30 protein-coding genes are annotated in these 18,289 nt (G+C 41.3%); 28 read left to right on the top strand and 2 right to left on the bottom strand.

Annotation, left to right across the window (positions count from 1 at the left end; genetic code table 11):
* Positions 1 to 110 precede the first annotated feature (110 nt).
* Positions 111 to 854, bottom strand: coding sequence for a hypothetical protein (locus tag AC1DO4_RS05455; RefSeq protein ID WP_477413649.1), 744 nt, complete (start codon positions 852 to 854; stop codon positions 111 to 113).
* Positions 855 to 984: 130 nt separating this feature from the next.
* On the opposite strand from AC1DO4_RS05455, the gene AC1DO4_RS05450 reads away from it, so the two are divergent.
* The gene (locus AC1DO4_RS05450; protein ID WP_477413647.1) at positions 985 to 2,244 is read left to right on the top strand and encodes an NAD(P)-binding domain-containing protein; all 1,260 of its coding nucleotides are present in this window, start codon (positions 985 to 987) and stop codon (positions 2,242 to 2,244) included.
* 311 nt (positions 2,245 to 2,555) lie between these two features.
* Here AC1DO4_RS05450 and AC1DO4_RS05445 read toward each other — a convergent pair whose 3' ends face one another.
* Positions 2,556 to 3,824, bottom strand: coding sequence for a hypothetical protein (locus AC1DO4_RS05445; protein WP_477413645.1), 1,269 nt, complete (start codon positions 3,822 to 3,824; stop codon positions 2,556 to 2,558).
* A 977-nt stretch (positions 3,825 to 4,801) separates the two neighbouring features.
* On the opposite strand from AC1DO4_RS05445, the gene rplC reads away from it, so the two are divergent.
* From rplC to rpsD, 27 genes are all read left to right on the top strand, one after another.
* Positions 4,802 to 5,419, top strand: a complete 618-nt coding sequence (gene rplC, locus AC1DO4_RS05440) for a 50S ribosomal protein L3 (protein ID WP_477402778.1) — start codon at positions 4,802 to 4,804, stop codon at positions 5,417 to 5,419.
* Between the two features lies 1 nt (position 5,420).
* A complete protein-coding gene (rplD, locus tag AC1DO4_RS05435; protein ID WP_183556568.1) occupies positions 5,421 to 6,053 on the top strand; it encodes a 50S ribosomal protein L4 in 633 nt (210 codons plus the stop codon).
* Between the two features lie 2 nt (positions 6,054 to 6,055).
* Positions 6,056 to 6,346 carry a 50S ribosomal protein L23 gene (rplW, locus tag AC1DO4_RS05430; RefSeq protein WP_090643376.1) on the top strand — a complete coding sequence of 97 codons (291 nt, stop codon included), beginning with the start codon at positions 6,056 to 6,058 and terminating at the stop codon, positions 6,344 to 6,346.
* Positions 6,347 to 6,354: 8 nt separating this feature from the next.
* Complete coding sequence (gene rplB, locus AC1DO4_RS05425) at positions 6,355 to 7,182, top strand: 50S ribosomal protein L2 (protein ID WP_477402779.1); 828 nt, start codon at positions 6,355 to 6,357, stop codon at positions 7,180 to 7,182.
* The gene (gene rpsS, locus AC1DO4_RS05420; protein WP_076377419.1) at positions 7,182 to 7,448 is read left to right on the top strand and encodes a 30S ribosomal protein S19; all 267 of its coding nucleotides are present in this window, start codon (positions 7,182 to 7,184) and stop codon (positions 7,446 to 7,448) included. Before rplB ends, rpsS begins: the two co-directional genes overlap by 1 nt.
* A 3-nt stretch (positions 7,449 to 7,451) precedes the next feature.
* Positions 7,452 to 7,880 carry a 50S ribosomal protein L22 gene (gene rplV, locus AC1DO4_RS05415; protein ID WP_477402781.1) on the top strand — a complete coding sequence of 143 codons (429 nt, stop codon included), beginning with the start codon at positions 7,452 to 7,454 and terminating at the stop codon, positions 7,878 to 7,880.
* A 6-nt stretch (positions 7,881 to 7,886) separates the two neighbouring features.
* Positions 7,887 to 8,795, top strand: coding sequence for a 30S ribosomal protein S3 (gene rpsC, locus AC1DO4_RS05410; protein ID WP_477402782.1), 909 nt, complete (start codon positions 7,887 to 7,889; stop codon positions 8,793 to 8,795).
* Between the two features lie 49 nt (positions 8,796 to 8,844).
* The gene (rplP, locus tag AC1DO4_RS05405; RefSeq protein WP_295717649.1) at positions 8,845 to 9,267 is read left to right on the top strand and encodes a 50S ribosomal protein L16; all 423 of its coding nucleotides are present in this window, start codon (positions 8,845 to 8,847) and stop codon (positions 9,265 to 9,267) included.
* 118 nt (positions 9,268 to 9,385) lie between these two features.
* On the top strand, positions 9,386 to 9,595 hold the full coding sequence (rpmC, locus tag AC1DO4_RS05400) for a 50S ribosomal protein L29 (protein ID WP_477402783.1): 210 nt from the start codon (positions 9,386 to 9,388) through the stop codon (positions 9,593 to 9,595).
* Positions 9,596 to 9,615: 20 nt separating this feature from the next.
* Positions 9,616 to 9,870, top strand: coding sequence for a 30S ribosomal protein S17 (rpsQ, locus tag AC1DO4_RS05395; protein ID WP_008506277.1), 255 nt, complete (start codon positions 9,616 to 9,618; stop codon positions 9,868 to 9,870).
* Between the two features lies 1 nt (position 9,871).
* The gene (gene rplN / locus AC1DO4_RS05390; protein ID WP_073405786.1) at positions 9,872 to 10,240 is read left to right on the top strand and encodes a 50S ribosomal protein L14; all 369 of its coding nucleotides are present in this window, start codon (positions 9,872 to 9,874) and stop codon (positions 10,238 to 10,240) included.
* Between the two features lie 2 nt (positions 10,241 to 10,242).
* Positions 10,243 to 10,587, top strand: a complete 345-nt coding sequence (rplX, locus tag AC1DO4_RS05385; protein WP_477402784.1) for a 50S ribosomal protein L24 — start codon at positions 10,243 to 10,245, stop codon at positions 10,585 to 10,587.
* Positions 10,587 to 11,150 carry a 50S ribosomal protein L5 gene (gene rplE / locus AC1DO4_RS05380; RefSeq protein WP_091215970.1) on the top strand — a complete coding sequence of 188 codons (564 nt, stop codon included), beginning with the start codon at positions 10,587 to 10,589 and terminating at the stop codon, positions 11,148 to 11,150. The genes rplX and rplE overlap by 1 nt, the downstream gene beginning before the upstream one ends.
* Entirely contained in the window at positions 11,143 to 11,412 is a 270-nt protein-coding gene (rpsN, locus tag AC1DO4_RS05375) for a 30S ribosomal protein S14 (RefSeq protein ID WP_477402785.1), read from the top strand. The genes rplE and rpsN overlap by 8 nt, the downstream gene beginning before the upstream one ends.
* A 147-nt stretch (positions 11,413 to 11,559) precedes the next feature.
* A complete protein-coding gene (rpsH, locus tag AC1DO4_RS05370) occupies positions 11,560 to 11,958 on the top strand; it encodes a 30S ribosomal protein S8 (protein WP_477402786.1) in 399 nt (132 codons plus the stop codon).
* A 16-nt stretch (positions 11,959 to 11,974) separates the two neighbouring features.
* Positions 11,975 to 12,532: a 50S ribosomal protein L6 gene (gene rplF / locus AC1DO4_RS05365; RefSeq protein WP_477402787.1), complete on the top strand. Its 558-nt coding sequence runs from the start codon at positions 11,975 to 11,977 to the stop codon at positions 12,530 to 12,532.
* A 5-nt stretch (positions 12,533 to 12,537) separates the two neighbouring features.
* Positions 12,538 to 12,891, top strand: coding sequence for a 50S ribosomal protein L18 (gene rplR, locus AC1DO4_RS05360; RefSeq protein WP_477402788.1), 354 nt, complete (start codon positions 12,538 to 12,540; stop codon positions 12,889 to 12,891).
* Between the two features lie 12 nt (positions 12,892 to 12,903).
* Complete coding sequence (rpsE, locus tag AC1DO4_RS05355; protein ID WP_295717627.1) at positions 12,904 to 13,422, top strand: 30S ribosomal protein S5; 519 nt, start codon at positions 12,904 to 12,906, stop codon at positions 13,420 to 13,422.
* A 6-nt stretch (positions 13,423 to 13,428) separates the two neighbouring features.
* Positions 13,429 to 13,608 (top strand): 50S ribosomal protein L30, encoded by a 180-nt coding sequence (gene rpmD / locus AC1DO4_RS05350; protein ID WP_090643431.1) that lies wholly within the window; start codon positions 13,429 to 13,431, stop codon positions 13,606 to 13,608.
* A 4-nt stretch (positions 13,609 to 13,612) separates the two neighbouring features.
* Positions 13,613 to 14,059 (top strand): 50S ribosomal protein L15, encoded by a 447-nt coding sequence (gene rplO / locus AC1DO4_RS05345; RefSeq protein ID WP_091149790.1) that lies wholly within the window; start codon positions 13,613 to 13,615, stop codon positions 14,057 to 14,059.
* A gap of 7 nt (positions 14,060 to 14,066) precedes the next feature.
* A complete protein-coding gene (secY, locus tag AC1DO4_RS05340; RefSeq protein ID WP_477413642.1) occupies positions 14,067 to 15,410 on the top strand; it encodes a preprotein translocase subunit SecY in 1,344 nt (447 codons plus the stop codon).
* Between the two features lie 8 nt (positions 15,411 to 15,418).
* Positions 15,419 to 16,210: a type I methionyl aminopeptidase gene (gene map, locus AC1DO4_RS05335; protein WP_477413640.1), complete on the top strand. Its 792-nt coding sequence runs from the start codon at positions 15,419 to 15,421 to the stop codon at positions 16,208 to 16,210.
* 63 nt (positions 16,211 to 16,273) lie between these two features.
* Positions 16,274 to 16,492 carry a translation initiation factor IF-1 gene (gene infA / locus AC1DO4_RS05330; protein ID WP_090643449.1) on the top strand — a complete coding sequence of 73 codons (219 nt, stop codon included), beginning with the start codon at positions 16,274 to 16,276 and terminating at the stop codon, positions 16,490 to 16,492.
* A 7-nt stretch (positions 16,493 to 16,499) separates the two neighbouring features.
* On the top strand, positions 16,500 to 16,616 hold the full coding sequence (gene rpmJ, locus AC1DO4_RS05325) for a 50S ribosomal protein L36 (protein WP_074487407.1): 117 nt from the start codon (positions 16,500 to 16,502) through the stop codon (positions 16,614 to 16,616).
* A gap of 73 nt (positions 16,617 to 16,689) precedes the next feature.
* Positions 16,690 to 17,067 (top strand): 30S ribosomal protein S13, encoded by a 378-nt coding sequence (gene rpsM / locus AC1DO4_RS05320; RefSeq protein ID WP_295717612.1) that lies wholly within the window; start codon positions 16,690 to 16,692, stop codon positions 17,065 to 17,067.
* Positions 17,068 to 17,196: 129 nt separating this feature from the next.
* On the top strand, positions 17,197 to 17,586 hold the full coding sequence (rpsK, locus tag AC1DO4_RS05315; protein ID WP_259097382.1) for a 30S ribosomal protein S11: 390 nt from the start codon (positions 17,197 to 17,199) through the stop codon (positions 17,584 to 17,586).
* Positions 17,587 to 17,653: 67 nt separating this feature from the next.
* Positions 17,654 to 18,262: a 30S ribosomal protein S4 gene (gene rpsD, locus AC1DO4_RS05310; RefSeq protein WP_477405535.1), complete on the top strand. Its 609-nt coding sequence runs from the start codon at positions 17,654 to 17,656 to the stop codon at positions 18,260 to 18,262.
* The last annotated feature ends 27 nt before the right edge of the window (positions 18,263 to 18,289 follow it).

Here is an 18,289-nt window from a genome sequence, read left to right as displayed (position 1 = left end):
GTTTACAATATGTTGGCAACCTGTCCTGTGGGGGGGCGAAACAATCTCGGCATGACGTTCTCAATTCGGGGATTATACATCTGCACATCTGAAATTTGCACATCGAAAACCTATCCTCTCCCTAACAATTCATCCAGCTTGTTACGCTCGGTTTGCAGTTCGCGGGCAAGTTTCTTTTCTTTTTCGTTGGCTTTAGCTTTGTAGGCTTTGTATTCTTCGTCAAGCTCATTATACAGCTTAATGCGGTATTTGGCTTCACGACTGTTTGCGCCAGACCGGGCTATCACAATGGCCGCAGTAAGACCGAAAAAGATAACCAACCCCCACATTAATAAATTATAGGAGGCTTTGGTAAATGAGATGCCTAAAAGATTTATTTCGTCGCGTTTGGCGTTAGATTCAGAAAGGGTTTGATCCTTGGTGGTTACATCGGTTTTAAGCGCGGCAATATCCCCTGTTTGTGCAGCCAGTTTGGTTTGGGCTTCTTTAAGCTTGCGGCGTTCTGTGTTTAGAGTATCCTGCAGGTTTTTCCATAACGCTGAAACCAATGGCTGCTGGTAACGGAATAATTTGGTCAAGAGGTATCGGTACTGCCCATTCAGGCTTTTATCCTTTGCCAGCGCCGAGTCGGCAGCGGTTTCGCGGGGCCTGGTATATTGGGGCTGATATGCACCAGCCGGGTTTGCACCAGCGGGGGCGGCATTATATTTTACTACCGGTTTTATCACAGCCGGTTTTGTTGCGGGCGGTTTAACGACAGCTTTTTTAACAGTATCCTGGGCAAACCCCAAATGGCTGATGCCTAAAATAATTACCATTAAAACAGAGATACGGAATATAAAATGCTTATTCATTATGTAAAATTAGGTATCTGATGTTAACAAAACAGGATTTTAATGGTTTTAATTTGCATTATCCTGAACTTTCCGATCGCTAATGTAAGCTTTCATACGGAATTTTGCTACTCATAGTTATATTAGCGGCATGAATATAGGTATCATTGGTTTGGGCGATATGGGGCGTTTGTACGCAAAAGCTTTCGCAAAAGCAGGTTACACCGTTTGTGGCTGCGATTTACCCGAAAATCGTACTAAGCTGGAGGAAGAACTTTCGCCCTTTGGCATTACCATTATAGATAAGGCGGGTGATGTATCCCGTACCAACGACCTCATTATTTACTCCGTTGAAGCCGACAGGCTGGAGCAGGTGGTAGCAGAGTGCGGTCCGCTGACTAAATACGGAGCTATTGTTGCCGGCCAAACGTCCGTTAAGCATCCCGAGATAGCCATATTTGAAAAATACCTGCCTGCCGATGCGCAAATCATCACCTTTCACGCCATGCACGGGCCGGGCTTTGATCCAAAGGGGCAAACACTCATCCTGATACCGCATCGTTGCCAGCCAGATGCTTACCAGCGGATGGTTGATCTGTTTACGGCTATTGGCAGCGATATTGTGGAAATTGCCGACTATCACGAGCATGATAAAATTGTAGCTGATACCCAGGCCGTAACCCATGTAGGTTTTGAGAGTATGGGCACCGCCTGGATGGCCGCCGGCTTTTTTCCATGGGAAAACGCATCTTATATAGGCGGCATTGATAATGTGAAAATCCTGACCACCCTTCGCATATTTAGTTATAAAGCGCACGTGTACGCGGGGCTTGCCATATTGAACCCTTATGCAAGGCAGCAGGTAAAGCGTTATTCCGAATCAGAATCAGAACTATTTAAGCTGATGATCAAGGAGGAGGCCCAAACTTTCAGGGAGCGGCTGTACCGCGCCCGCGATTTTGTATTTCACGAAAGCCGTAAGCCCATTATGCTCAACGATGTGGTGATGAAGGAGTTTTCCCTTTCGCAAAAGCCCGAGCTGCAGAAACCCAACTCGCACCTGAGCATATTAAGTATGGTTGATGCCTGGTACCACTTGGGCGTAAACCCCTATGATAACCTCATTTGTCAAACCCCACCATTTCGCCTTAGACTGGGCATTGCCGAATACCTGTTTAAGAACGAGGAACTACTGGAAGAATCCATTGAAACTGCCCTGTATGACAAAACCATCCGCGGCGACGATCTGGAATTTCACTCGGCAGTAAGGGAATGGTCGGCTATTATTGGATACGGCGATATGGAAGGGTATAAAAAACACTTTAACGAGGTGCAAGCTTTTTTCAGCCACAGGCTTGAAGAGGGGAAGGTGCAGAGCGCAGAGCTGATCAGAAGGTTAATGATGGAGTAAGTTGATTTCGGAAAGCGAATAACAACGTTGTGATAAGGATGGTTAGAAAGCGTTTGGGTAATGAACTGATATTATCGCAAGCAGTACTTAAGGTTTAAAGTGGGGCTATGGCATCTTTTGGCAATTGTAAAAAAGGGCCCTCACCAGGTTTAAAGGTGCATGCCAGCCCGATTTTACTTATATAGCCGGTAATACTGCCATGAAACACGTATACCAATTCCCCTTTTTATATTCCCTTTCAAGTCAATGACATTAGCTCAAAGGGATGTCTCTTGTCGGGATATGCGGGTGGTCTTTGTCAGGTTTTGTTTTCATGTCTGTTTCTTTTGCTGCCATTTAATAAACAGGCTGCGGCTGCCCTCATACCATTCTTTGCATGCTAAATATTCGGCGCCATTGATAGTGAAAATTTCCTTCCAATACCGTGGGCGATCTTTAATTATTCTTAATTCTTCTATCGATTTTCCCGCAACAACCTTGATTAAAAAAGAATAATTGATATCAAAGTTTACTTTCGAAAACGTTTTTTCCGATAGGTTTTTAATATCCCCGTCGGCTATTAATTTATCCTTTATTAAAGCCGCAAAAGCAGTTTTTACAAACTCGCCAACTTTCATCGTTGGTTGATCGGCTGCAGTGTTTGTGCCTTTTCTCTTTTTTTGAGATTTGGCTTTTTTCGCCTTATTGCCGGCTTTGGCGGCTATTTTATTAATGTTGATATTGATGATCGTTTCGCCAGGGTCAGCGCTGGTAGGTTTATCGAGCGCAGCTATACTTTGTTTATATTCGAGATATACTTCACCAAACCGGCTTAACTGGATCCCTTTCATAAATTCCAGCAGATCGGCATGTTCGCCAATATTATTCCCAACTGCCGATTGGTGATGTTTAGCTTTAGGAACGGTAAAGTAGTTTATAGGGTGCACAAAACGCAAAAAGTGTGTTTTAACGGTGTTTTGTTCATCAGCACTAAGGTCAACAGGATTAACGCGCGATGTCCATTTTTCGCCTTTTATCCAATTTTTATGTTCGCCAAGAGTAAACAGCTTACGCTCTACAGTTTTATAATCATAGGAGTAATCGTTTTGATTTACCGAATAGATATGGGCCAGTTTCCAGCCGTTGGAGTTAATTTTAGGCGATTTTCCCCGCGGAGATGCCCGGTGCTCCAGTTCTTCTTTGGTTTCCATATGGCCATAAGGGAATTTCATCTGAAGCATGGTATCCCTAAAATCTTCATATTCGGGTACATAACCTTCAATGGCCATATTGTAAAAATAATGGGCTAAAAAATTATCACAGTATATGAAGCCTGCGTCATTATACTCGGTCAAAAATCCCCGACGAAGCAGGAGCCATTGTTTTTTTGGCGCACCACCAAATTTCCTGATAAAGAATTTAGCGGCCGGCTCGTTAATAAAACGCATTAGAATTTTGTGCCACGCCTTTACGATGTCTGCATCCGGAAGGTTCATTTCGATAGTGTCCCGGAAAAAATCATAGATGGTTACCGAAGACGAATTGGTTAATGGGACGATATTTTTTTGAGTAATACCATTTAGGAAGTCGAGCATTTTCATGTTGTGCAATGTTAATGATAGTTTATATTAAGAAAGTGGTGTTTTCTAATATTTCCCTATATCCAATATGCACCATGAAATATAAAGGATTTTGAAATTAGTTTTCCACAATTTTGAGTTAGGAAGGGGGATTTGCAATAAAGGCGAGTAGATATATGTGTGCAGGGTTATAAGAATGTTTAAATTAGTTCTTGATGAGTCTTACAATATCTACACCCCAAAAATCTGTTAAGGTGCTGACAGATTTGGTTGCAATTATGCGGAAGAGTAATTTCTATTGATGAAGGTAAAAAACATGGTAAAACCACAAAAAAGAAATGGATATTGGCCGATCTTGAACAAGCTATTAGAATTGTTGAGCTACATCAGGAAGGTAAAGCAGAAGCAAAAACATTAGAGCAAATAATAAATGAGCTATGAGATGTTGTAGCAGGAATTTATATTTAGTAATTACCCACAACAGGGATGGCAGCGAATACCAGCCCGGAGCCTAATGCCTGTACAGTATCGTAGGCATTGCCATTTTTTGGACAAAGGATTAAGGACAGAGTATACAATAACACATCCCCTCGTTTCCTAGTAAGGTTTTAGAGCAAGCCCATTATACATTAGGAATTATACATAGCTGCCGTTTTTATTTAGTTTTATAAGCACACGGTACTAAGCGCCTTTCTTCATTCTTAAATTCTAAAAATCCCGGTTAAAACAAATTATGCGCCCTTCCTTATCGGTAGATCGCTTCGTGCATGGCAAAGGTGCGTGAGGGTGAAATAAATCTATCCCAATTAAACCACTTAACCCCCAATCAAATACCTTCAAACCACCTGTTAAAACACGTATATAAAATTTATAAAAAAATAACTCACTAACTATTTGATAATTACTACAAAGTTTCTATCTTTGCCGTCCCTTTCGGGGGGAATAATATGTCTTGAACGAAGCCCTACTGCTTCGATGGACACAAACAAATTAAGAAAATGTCAGGAATTATTGGTAAAAAAGTAGGAATGACCAGCATTTTCGACGAAACAGGGAAGAATATTCCTTGCACCGTAATCGAAGCTGGCCCTTGCGTGGTAACACAAGTTAAGTCTGTTGAATCAGACGGATATGCTGCTGTACAGCTGGCATATGGCGACAAAAAGGAAAAAAACACTTCTGGTCCGTTAAAAGGACACTTCCAAAAAGCCGGTACAACTCCAAAGCGTAAGCTTGTTGAATTCAAAACTTTCGAAGACGAAAAATCATTAGGTGATACCATCACTGTAGAGATTTTCGCCGCCGGAGATTTTGTTGATGTGGTTGGTACTTCAAAAGGTAAAGGATTTCAGGGTGTGGTAAAACGTCACGGTTTTGGTGGTGTGGGTATGCAAACTCACGGTCAGCATAATCGTTTACGTGCGCCGGGATCTTTGGGTGCGTCATCATGGCCATCTCGTGTATTTAAAGGCATGCGCATGGCGGGTCAAACCGGAAACGTACGCGTTAAAACACAGAATTTACAAGTTGTAAAGGTTTACGCTGAGCAGAATCTGTTGGTTGTTAAAGGTTCCATCCCCGGAGCTAAGGGTTCATTCGTAATAGTGGATAAATAAGATGGAAGTAAACGTATTAAACGTATCAGGTAAAGAAACAGGTGCCAAGGTGCAGCTTCCTGAGTCGGTATTCGGTATTGAACCAAACGATCACGCGATCTATCTTGATGTTAAGCAGTATTTAGCTAACCAGCGTCAGGGTACACACAAAGCAAAACAGCGTAACGAGATTGCAGGTTCAACCCGCAAATTATATAAACAAAAAGGTACAGGTGGTGCCCGTGCAGGTAGCGTTAAATCTCCATTATTTAATGGTGGTGGTCGCGTTTTCGGTCCGCAGCCCCGCGATTACAGCTTCAAGTTAAACAAGAAGTTAAAATCACTGGCCCGTAAATCGGCTTTATCATACAAAGCAAAGGATAACAACATTTTAGTATTGGAAGATTTTAATTTTGATAGCATCAAAACTAAAAACTACATTAAAATGGAGGCTGATCTGAATGTTACTAATGACAAAACATTATTAGTAGTAGCAGGCGCCGAAAATAACAATGTGTATTTATCAAGCAGAAACCTGAAGAAAACGAAAGTAATTTCAGTTGAGCAGCTAAACACTTATGATGTGTTAAACGCTGGTAAACTGTTATTAACTACAGGCGCTGTTAAAACTTTGGAGGAAGCATTAGCTAAGTAATTATGGAAATTTTAAAGAAACCCCTACTTACTGAAAAAGTAACTCAATTAACCGAGAAACTTAACCGTTATGCGTTCAAAGTTGATCACAGAGCAAACAAGATTCAGATTAAAGGCGCCATTGAGGCAATGTATGGTGTTAACGTTAAGGCGGTAAACACTATGAAATACGTCGGCAAACTTAAAACTCGCAATACTAAGGCAGGCGCCGTATCTGGCCGTGCTGCTACGTATAAAAAAGCGATCATTACGTTGAACGACGGGCAAACAATTGATTTTTACAGCAATATATAATTATAGAGATGGCAGTAAAGAGATTTAAACCGGTTACACCGGGTACCCGTTTCAGAGTTGATGTATCTAACTCAGATATTACAACAAACGTTCCGGAAAAGTCGTTGGTTGTATCAGCCAACACAAGATCTGGCGGACGTAACAACAGCGGTAAAATGACTATGCGCTACATGGGTGGTGGTCATAAACAAGCATATAGGTTAATTGATTTCAAACGTAATAAATTTGACATCCCGGCAAAAGTTGCAACTATTGAGTACGATCCTAACCGTTCGGCACGTATAGCACTGTTACATTTTGTTGATGGTGAAAAACGATATATGATAGCTCCGGAAGGCTTAACAGTTGGAACGGTAGTTGTATCTGGCGAGAGTGCTACTCCAGAGGTTGGTAATACCATGCCTTTGAAAAACATCCCGTTGGGTTCTATCATTCACAACATTGAGTTAAACCCAGGCCAGGGTGGTATTATTGCCCGCAGCGCCGGCACTTACGCTCAGTTATCAGCCCGTGATGGTAAATATGCCATTATTAAATTGCCTTCAGGCGAAACACGTATGATACTGTCAACTTGTTTGGCAACTATTGGTACCGTTTCAAATGGCGAAAGAGCAAACGCGGTGTTAGGTAAAGCAGGCCGCAAACGCTGGTTGGGCCGCAGGCCGCGTGTTCGTGGTGTTGCCATGAACCCGGTAGATCACCCTATGGGTGGTGGTGAGGGTAGGGCCTCAGGTGGTCATCCACGTTCACGTAAAGGTTTGTTAGCTAAAGGCTACAAAACACGTGATAAGAAAAAAGGGTCGGATCGTTATATCATTGAAAGAAGGAAAAAATAATGGCACGTTCAATTAAAAAAGGACCTTATATTGATCATAACCTGGAAAGAAAAGTTCTGACCTTGAATGAATCAAGTAAAAAATCAGTTGTGAAAACATGGTCACGTCGTTCCATGATCTCTCCTGATTTCGTTGGTCACACATTCGCAGTACACAACGGTAACAAGTTTATCCCGGTGTATGTAACAGAAAACATGGTTGGTCACAAATTGGGAGAATTTGCTCCAACCCGTACATTCCGCGGTCACGCAGAAAAGAAAAAATAAGGCATGGAAGCAACAACTAAAATCAAAAAGTCTGTACTGATCAGGCAACAAAAAGAAGCTGCAAAAGCCCTTGTAGGCGGCGCTTCAGTTGCAAAGCTACAGAACTGCCCAACTTCACCACGCAAAATGCGTTTGGTGGTTGATCTGATCCGTGGTGAAAACGTTGAGAAAGCGTTATACATATTAAAATATACTAACAAAGAAGCTGCAATTCGTGTAGAGAAACTTTTGTTATCAGCCATCAAAAACTGGGAAGCAAAAAACGAAGGCAAACGCGTTGAAGATAGCGCCTTATTTGTTAAAGAGATTTCAGTAGGTGGTGGCCGTCAGCTTAAAAGATTGCGCCCTGCTCCGCAAGGAAGGGGATACCGCATACGCAAACGCTCAAACCATGTAACACTGATTGTGGATAGTAAAAACGATAATAATTAATTTGAAATGGGACAGAAAGCACATCCAATAGGTAACAGGTTAGGAATCATCAGAGGATGGGATTCTAATTGGTTCGGTGGCAATCACTATGCCGACAAATTAGTTGAAGACGAAAAGATCCGCAAATACCTTTCAGCTCGTATAGCTAAAGGCGGTGTATCAAAAGTGGTTATTGAGCGTACTTTAAAACGTATTACTGTAACTATTCACACAGCCCGTCCGGGTATTGTGATTGGTAAAGGTGGCGCAGAGGTTGATAAGATCAAAGAAGAGTTGAAAAAACTTACCAAAAAGGAAGTTCAGATCAACATATTCGAGATTAAACGCCCTGAGCTTGATGCACAATTAGTTGCAGAAGGTATCGCAAAACAATTAGAAGCACGTATCTCTTTCCGTCGTGCCATGAAAACTACAATTGCTTCAACCATGAGAATGGGCGCTGAAGGAATCAAGATCATGACATCAGGCAGGTTAGGCGGCGCCGAGATGGCACGTAGCGAACAATACAAAGAAGGAAGAATTCCTTTGCACACTTTCCGTGCCGATATTGACTATGCATTAGCAGAAGCATTAACTACCTATGGTAAAATAGGTGTTAAAGTATGGATCTGTAAAGGCGAAGTTTACGGCAAGCGCGATTTATCACCAAACATTGGTGGTACAAGCAGCAACAGCGGTAAAGGTGGCAGACCAGATGGTGCCCCGGCTTTCGGTGGTCGTGACAACGCTCGCGGTGGCGAACGTGGTGGCGAACGCAGAAACGACAGGAAACCAGGTGGCGACCGCAGAGGTGGCCCGGGAGCAGGTGGTCAAGGTGGCCCTCGTGGTGGCGGTAGCCGTCCGGGTGGTCAAGGTGGCAGCCGTCCAGGTGGTCAAGGTGGTGGTAACCGTCCAGGCGGCCCAGGAAAGAGATAATAATTATAAGTAGAAGAAAAATATCGTAACGATATAAAAGCTTAAGAAAATGCTACAGCCAAAAAGAACGAAGTTCAGAAAGATGCAAAAAGGCAGGATGAAAGGTTTAACCACTCGTGGTGCTGAACTTTCATTCGGATCTTTCGGTGTAAAATCACTCGAAGCGGCGTGGATTACCAGCCGCCAGATCGAGGCTGCACGTATCGCTGTAACACGTTTTATGAAACGTGAAGGCCAGGTATGGATCAGGATTTTCCCTGACAAGCCTGTAACCAAGAAACCAGCAGAGGTACGTATGGGTAAAGGTAAAGGTGCTCCGGAATATTGGGTAGCGGTAGTACGCCCCGGAAGGATCATTTTTGAAGCCGAAGGAGTGCCTTTGGAAGTTGCAAAAGAGGCTTTACGCCTTGCAGCTGCCAAGCTTCCTGTACAAACAAGATTTATTGTACGTAGGGATTACGTAGAAGCATAAATTGAGGAGTTGAAGGTTGTAAGGTTGAAAATGTTGTAAAGTTGGATTGACTTTCAACAGCCAACAAAAACATTACAACGTTGAAACATTCCAACATTACAACAAATAATAAAAGAAAATGAAACACTCAGAAATTTTGGAGCTATCAACAGAAGAATTGAATGCAAAACTCGCCGAGGAAAGGGCAACCCTAACCAAATTGAAGTTTGCTCATGCAGTTTCTGCTATTGAGAATCCATCCCGTATAACAAAGGTACGCAAGGGAATTGCTCAGTTAAATACTGAATTAACACAGCGCAAAGCGGCGTCGGCTTCTGAAAAGAATTAATTTTTTAAGCATTCAGAAAAATGGAAAGAAATTTAAGAAAAACACGTACCGGCCTGGTGGTTAGCAATAAGATGGAGAAATCTATTGTTGTGGCTGTTGAGCGTAAAGTAAAACACCCTATCTACGGTAAATTCGTGAAGAAAACCACAAAATTTATGGCTCATGATGAGACCAATACTTGTGGCATAGGCGATACCGTACTGATTATGGAAACCCGCCCGCTGAGCAAGAGCAAAAACTGGAGATTAGTTCAAATTTTAGAAAGGGCTAAATAAGATGGTACAACAGGAATCAAGATTAAACGTAGCCGATAACAGTGGCGCTAAAGAAGTTTTAGTGATCCGTGTATTAGGTGGTACCGGTAAAAGGTATGCATCTATCGGCGATAAGATAGTAGTAACCGTAAAAAGCGCTTTACCATCAGGTAACGTAAAAAAAGGTACTGTATCAAAAGCCGTAGTAGTACGCACCAAAAAAGAGATCCGCAGAAAAGATGGTTCATACATCCGTTTCGACGATAATGCAGCTGTTTTGTTAAATAACCAGGACGAGCCAAGAGGTACCCGTATCTTTGGCCCGGTTGCAAGAGAACTGCGTGAGAAACAATTTATGAAAATTGTATCATTAGCACCGGAGGTATTGTAATCATGGAAAAGAAAAAACACGCACAACCAACCAAATTAAAGATCCGTAAAGGTGATTTAGTGAAAGTTATGGCCGGTGATTCAAAAGGAACACAAGGCAAAATTGTTGAAGTATTAGTTGACAAAGGCAGAGCTATTGTTGAAGGTGCCAATATGGTATCAAAACATACTAAACCTAATGCTGCTAATCCTAACGGCGGAATTGTTAAACAAGAAGCTGCTATACATATTTCAAACCTAATGCTGGTTGATCCTAAAACAGGTAATACAACCCGTGTTGGCCGTAAATTGAACGATGCCGGCAAATTAGTAAGGGTAGCAAAAAAATCAGGGGAGGAAATTAAGTAATGACTTACGTACCAAGATTAAAATCAAAATATAAGGAAGAAATTCGTACTGCACTGAAAGATAAATTTCAGTACAAAAGCGTAATGCAGGTTCCTAAACTGGAGAAAATTGCCATTAACCAGGGTGTTGGCGGTGCTACTACTGATAAGAAACTTATCGAGAACACCATCACCGAGTTAACAACCATCACCGGTCAGCAGGCAGTATCTTCAAAATCTAAAAAAGATATCTCGAACTTTAAATTGCGTAAAAATATGCCGGTAGGCGTACGTGTTACCTTGCGTGACAACACAATGTACGAGTTTTTAGATCGTTTAATCGCAGTTGCCCTGCCACGTATCCGTGATTTTAAAGGCATCAACGATAAAGGTTTTGACGGAAGAGGTAACTATACTTTAGGTATAACAGAGCAAATTATATTCCCTGAGATAAATATTGACAAAATCAATAAAATCCAAGGTATGGATATTACCTTTGTAACCTCCGCAACTAACGATGTTGAAGCATTGGAGTTGTTGAAACAATTTGGATTACCATTTAAAAATCAAAATAGCAATGGCTAAAGAAGGTGTAAAAGCACGTGAAGTAAAACGCGCTAAATTAGTTGCTAAATACGCAGAGAAAAGAGCAGCCCTTAAAGAAGCCGGCGATTATGCAGGCTTAGATAAATTACCAAAGGCTTCATCACCGGTAAAATTACACAACCGTTGTAAATTAACCGGCCGCCCTCGTGGTTATATGCGCCAGTTTGGCATTTCACGTGTAACATTCCGTGAAATGGCATTAGCAGGCAAAATACCGGGAGTAAAGAAAGCAAGCTGGTAAAAAAGAGCATAAAGCTCAAGGCATAAAGCATAAAGCTAAACAGGTTTTAAGCTTTGTGCTTTTAGCATTAAGCTAAGAAAGAGAATTAACCGATGGCAGGTCGTCCCGGATGTTACGGGAAGGAAACCACCATCATAACACAATAAAATGAATACAGATCCAATCGCAGATTATCTTACACGAGTAAGGAATGCTATTAAAGCCAACCATAGGGTTGTTGAAATTCCTGCATCAAATCTTAAAAAGGAAATCACTAAGGTGCTTTTCGATAAAGGTTACATTGCCAATTACAAGTTTGAAGAAAATGGTCCTCAAGGCAGCATTAAAGTTGCTTTAAAATACCACCCGATAACTAAAATTTCTGCTATCCGTAGCATTACGCGCATCAGTAAACCAGGTTTGAGAAAATACGCAGGCATGGATAACTTGCCAAGAGTATTAAATGGTTTAGGTATCGCCATCCTGTCAACTTCAAAAGGCGTAATGTCTGATAAAGAGGCCCGTCAGCAAAATGTAGGTGGCGAAGTTTTATGCTACGTTTATTAATAGGAGAAATTAAGCAATGTCAAGAGTAGGAAAAGCACCGATAGCAATGCCACAGGGAGTAACTGTTACCGTATCAGCAGATAATGTTGTTACCGTAAAAGGCCCTAAAGGCGAATTGCAGCAAGCGGTTGATAGCGATATCACCATTGCACAGGAAGACGGTCAGTTACTGGTTCAACGCCCGTCTGATCAAAAACGTCACAAAGCATTACATGGTTTATACCGTGCGCTTTTAAATAACATGGTAGTAGGTGTAACAGAAGGTTACAAAATACAGCAGGAATTAGTGGGTGTGGGTTACCGTGCTACCAATACCGGTAATACTTTAGATTTAGTGTTGGGTTACTCTCACCACTATGTATTTGAATTACCAAAAGAAATTAAAGTTACAACCACTGCTGATAAGGGTAAAAACCCAACTATCATACTTGAATCAATTGACAAACAGTTAATTGGCCAGGTAGCTGCAAAAATACGCTCGTTACGTACACCAGAGCCTTACAAAGGTAAAGGTATTAAGTTTGTGGGCGAGATATTGAGAAGAAAAGCAGGTAAATCAGCATCTAAAAAATAATCGTCATGGGAGCTAAATTATCAAGAAGAGACAGGATTAAAAAGGGTATCAGAAAACGCCTTTCAGGATCAACAGAGCGTCCTCGCCTGTCAGTATTTAGGAGCAATAAAGGTATTTACGCGCAGATCATTGACGATTTAACCGGAAAAACTATCGTATCAGCATCGTCTTTATCAAAAGACTTTATCGCAGCAGAAGGCACAAAATCTGATCAATCAGTAGCCGTAGGCAAACTGGTAGCCCAGAAAGCTATTGCAGCAGGAATTAAAGATGTGGTTTTCGACAGGAACGGTTATTTGTACCATGGTCGTGTTAAGTCACTGGCCGAAGGTGCACGTGAAGGTGGTTTAAACTTTTAATCGAAAAGAGAAATGTCAACAATCAACATAAAAAGAGTAAAAACAAGCGAGATCGAATTAAAAGACCGCTTGGTAAGCATACAGCGTGTTGCCAAAGTAACCAAAGGTGGCCGTACTTTCAGCTTCAGTGCCATTGTGGTAGTGGGTGATGAAAACGGTGTTGTAGGTTACGGTTTAGGTAAAGCAAAAGAGGTTACCGAAGCAATTGCAAAAGGTATTGATGATGCTAAAAAGAACCTGGTAAAAGTGCCTATTATTAACGGTACAGTACCTCATGAGCAAATAGGTAAATTTAGCGGTGGTTTTGTTTTTATTAAACCAGCTGCTAACGGTACCGGTGTTATTGCGGGTGGTGCAATGCGTGCAGTGTTAGAGTCTGCAGGTATCCACAACGTATTAGCTAAATCAAAAGGTTCATCAAATCCGCACAACGTGGTTAAAGCAACTGTATCTGCGCTATCACAATTACGTGATGCACATACTGTGGCACAGCAACGTGGCGTTAGTTTAGGTAAAGTATTTAACGGATAATCAGTCATGGCCAAAATCAAAATAACACAGATTAAAAGCGTGATCGACAGAAGTGAGCGCCAAAAAAAGACTATCGAAGCATTAGGCTTGCGTAAAATTAACCACAGTGTGGAAGTTGAAGCAACTGCAGCTATAATTGGTATGGTTAGAAAAGTTAATCACCTGGTAGCGGTAGAAAATATTTAATATCATGAATTTAAGTAATTTAAAACCTGCAGAAGGTTCTACTAAAAATAGAAAAAGAATTGGCCGTGGTACAGGTTCTGGCCGTGGCGGTACGTCAACCCGTGGCCACAAAGGCGCCGGTTCACGTTCAGGTACAAGCACTAAGGTAGGTTTTGAAGGCGGTCAGATGCCTTTACAACGCCGTGTGCCTAAGGTTGGTTTCAAAAACCCTAACCGTGTTGAGTATACAGGTGTTAACCTTGATGTACTGCAAGAATTAGTTGAGAAATATACACTTGCAAAAGTTGATTTCGCTACTTTGAAAGAACACGGATTAGTATCTCGTAATGACCTGGTTAAGATCCTTGGTCGTGGCGAGTTGAAAGCCAAATTAGAAGTTGAAGCACATGCATTTACTGCTACGGCTCAAAAAGCTATTGAAGCAGCTGGTGGTACCATAGTTAAGCTATAATTTTAGGATGAAGAAATTTTTCACCACATTATCCAATATCTGGAAAATCGAAGATCTGAGAGTGCGTATTATAAACACACTCTTATTTCTTTTAATATATCGCGTCGGTTCATTCGTGGTTCTGCCCGGGGTTAATCCTGCGTCTGCAATGTCAAACCAAAAGGCAGAAGGATTAGTAGGATTGCTGAATATGTTTGCAGGAGGTTCGTTTTCACGTACTTCTATTTTTGCATTGGGTGTAATGCCATATATCTCGGCTTCAATTGTGGTGCAATTATTAGGTATCGCTGTACCTTACTTTACCAAATTGCAAAAAGAAGGCGAAAGCGGACGTAACAAACTAAACCAGTGGACTCGTTACCTAACTATAGGTATCACGTTTTTACAGGCTATAGGTTATCTTAAATCACAGGTTGGCGCTGATGCCATGCTGATCAACAATCCATTGTTTACTGTACTTAATACGTTTGTTTTAACCGCAGGCACCTTATTTGTAATGTGGCTGGGCGAGAAAATAACGGATAAAGGTATTGGTAATGGTATATCACTCATCATCATGGTTGGTATTATTGCCCAATTGCCAGGTGCTTTCTTAACAGAGTTCACTTCACGTACTACCGGTACGGGTGGTTTGGTAACTTTCATTGTTGAGATTGTAGCGCTTATTGGTGTGGTAATGTTCACGATAATGATAGTACAGGGTACCAGGAAAATTGCGGTGCAGTATGCTAAACGTATTGTTGGTAACAAACAATACGGCGGTGTACGTCAGTACATACCTTTAAAGGTAAATGCTGCCGGCGTAATGCCTATCATATTTGCCCAGGCTTTAATGTTTATACCGCAAACGGTACAACAGTTTATGCCAAGCATCTCATCAAACGGTGTTTTAATTGCGTTATCAAACTATAATTCATGGCAGCACAATTTGCTGTTTGGCGTGTTGATCATTCTGTTCACCTACTTCTATACAGCTATTACGGTTAACCCTAACCAGATGGCTGATGATATGAAGAAGAATGGCGGATTTATCCCCGGCGTTAAACCAGGTAAAACAACTGCAGATTATATAGATGGCGTAATTTCAAAAATCACCTTACCCGGATCTATTTTCCTTGCTATTATAGCAATCATCCCGGCAATTGCCAGTTTGGTTGGTGTGTCTCCAATTTTCGCAAGATTCTTTGGTGGTACATCATTAATCATCCTGGTAGGTGTTGTGCTTGATACATTGCAACAAATAGAAAGCCACCTGTTGATGCGCCATTATGATGGTTTAATGAAAACCGGACGAATTAAAGGACGTACAGCAATGCCTGCTGCTGCCGGAACAACTCCGACAGCGATCTAATATACAAGATGTCAAAAATCAATTATAAGTCTGTCGAGGAGATAGAACTCATAAGGGAAAGTTCATTACTCGTATCTAAAACCCTTGGCGAAATAGCGAAAGTTATTGGCCCCGGGATAAGAACGATCGAGTTGGACAAACTGGCTGAAACTTTTATACGCGATAACGGCGGCGTGCCTGCTTTTTTAAACTATCATGGTTTTCCTTATTCACTATGCATCTCCCTGAACGATCAGGTAGTGCATGGTTTTCCAGGCAAGCATGTTTTAACCGATGGTGATCTTGTTTCTGTTGACTGTGGCGTTATCTTAAACAAATACTTTGGCGACTCGGCTTATACCTTTGCCATTGGCGAGGTATCAGAGCACACTAAGAAGCTTATGCGTGTTACGCAGGAGTGTTTAGACCTTGGTGTGGCAAAAGCCGTTGTAGGTATGCGGATAGGCGATATAGGCCATGCCGTACAGGAACATGCCGAAAAGAATGGCTTTGGTGTAGTTAAAGAGCTTGTGGGGCATGGAGTGGGGCTTCAGTTACATGAAAAACCCGAAGTGCCAAACTATGGTAAACGAGGCGCTGGTACTAAGCTTGAAGAAGGTATGGTGATAGCTATTGAACCGATGATAAACGCGGGCCGTGCCGGCGTTAAGTTTTGGGATGATGGCTGGACAGTATCAACAGTAGATAAAAAGGTATCGGCACATTATGAGCATACAGTTGCCATAGGTAAAGGTAAACCAGACATTTTATCAACGTTTGAATATGTTGATAATGTTTTAAAAGAAAAAAATAATAATTAAATAATTTTTATTAATTTTGCATCCCGGTTTTAGGGCGGATAATTAAGTAATAATCAACAAAATATGGCTAAACAATCTTCGATTGAGCAAGACGGTACAATTAGAGAGGCATTGTCAAATGCAATGTTCAGGGTTGAGCTGGAAAATGGTCATGAGATTATTGCACATATTTCCGGCAAGATGCGTATGCACTACATCAAAATTTTACCTGGCGACAGAGTAAAATTAGAAATGAGTCCGTACGATTTAAGTAAGGGTAGAATAACCTATAGATATAAATAATAAAGAGATGAAAGTTAGAGCATCCATTAAGAAACGCAGCGCTGATTGCAAGATCATTCGCCGTAACGGGAAACTTTATGTTATTAACAAGAAGAATCCTAAGTACAAACAACGCCAGGGCTAAGAACAATTAAAGAATTTGGGGGTTATTGAGTTTTCAATAATTCGATAATTCGCTCAATCAATAAATAAAAAATATGGCAAGGATATCAGGTATTGATTTACCAAAAAATAAAAGAGGAGAAATCGGACTTACTTACATTTTCGGTATAGGCCGCTCAACAGCTCAAAAGATTTTGACTGAGGCTGGTATTGATTTTAATACCAAAGTGCAAGACTGGAGCGATGATCAGTTAGCCGCAATCCGTGGGATCATTAACGATCAGATCAAAGTGGAAGGTTCACTTCGTTCAGAGGTTCAGTTAAACATTAAACGTTTAATGGATATTGGTTGCTACCGTGGTACACGCCACCGTAAAGGTTTACCATTACGTGGTCAGCGTACTAAGAACAACTCACGTACCCGTAAAGGAAAACGTAAAACAGTTGCTAACAAAAAGAAAGCTACTAAGTAGTAAATAGTGATTGGTGAGCGGTGAGTAGATATATACTTTAAGCTTATCAGGAATATAAGTTATAAAGAATGGTTACGGGTCCTGGTTATTGTATTAACCAAGTAATTCGTAAACTCAATAATCAGAAAAATGGCTAAAAGTAAAAAAGTTACCAAAAAGCGCATTGTAATTGTAGAGCCTGTTGGCGAAGCACACATCAATGCAACTTTTAACAACATTATTATCACCCTTACCAACAAAACCGGCCAGGCTATTTCATGGTCGTCAGCTGGTAAAATGGGATTTAAAGGTTCAAAAAAGAATACTCCGTACGCTGCTGGACAAGCTGCCGGCGATTGCGGTAAAGTTGCGTACGACTTAGGTTTACGTAAAGTAGAAGTATTTGTAAAGGGCCCTGGTGCTGGTCGTGAATCAGCTATCCGTACTTTGCAAACAGCAGGTATTGAAGTTACCACGATAAAGGATATCACACCGCTTCCACACAATGGATGCCGTCCGTCTAAAAGAAGAAGAGTTTAATTAACAAATTTTTTAAAGCTAAGATTCTGCAGCTAAAGGCTGCATGATACTTTAAGAACACACAAAAATGGCAAGATATACAGGACCAAAGTCCAAAATTGCACGTCGTTTCCGTGAGCCGATCTTCGGTCCGGATAAAGCGTTAGAACGTAAAAACTATCCACCCGGAATGCATGGAGCTTCCAAACGTCGTGGAAAGCAGTCAGAATATTCAACTCAGTTGATGGAGAAACAAAAAGTTAAATACACTTACGGTGTATTAGAGCGTCAGTTCGAAAACTTGTTTCACCGCGCTTCGGCTAAAGAAGGTATCACAGGCGAAAACCTGCTGAAATTTTTAGAGGCCCGTTTAGATAACGCTGTTTATCGTTTAGGTATATCGCCTACACGTTCAGGAGCCCGTCAATTGGTTAATCACAAACACATTAATGTTAACGGTGCTGTTGTAAACATTGCATCGTATGCGTTAAAAGCTGGTGATGTGATCTCTGTACGTGAAAAATCTAAATCACTTGAAGCTATTACTACATCAGTAGCCGGAAGAAGAATCAACAAATACAGCTGGTTAGAGTGGGATGCAAATTCCTTAACGGGTAAATTCCTTAACTACCCTAACCGCGATGAGATCCCTGAAAACATTAAAGAGAACTTAATCGTTGAGTTGTACTCTAAATAAGATATGAGATTTTAGATGTGAGATTTG

The organism is Mucilaginibacter sp. P5_A6 (assembly GCF_056400585.1).
Note: the sequence above shows the minus strand (reverse complement) of the source record. Positions and strands in the feature narration are given on the sequence as shown.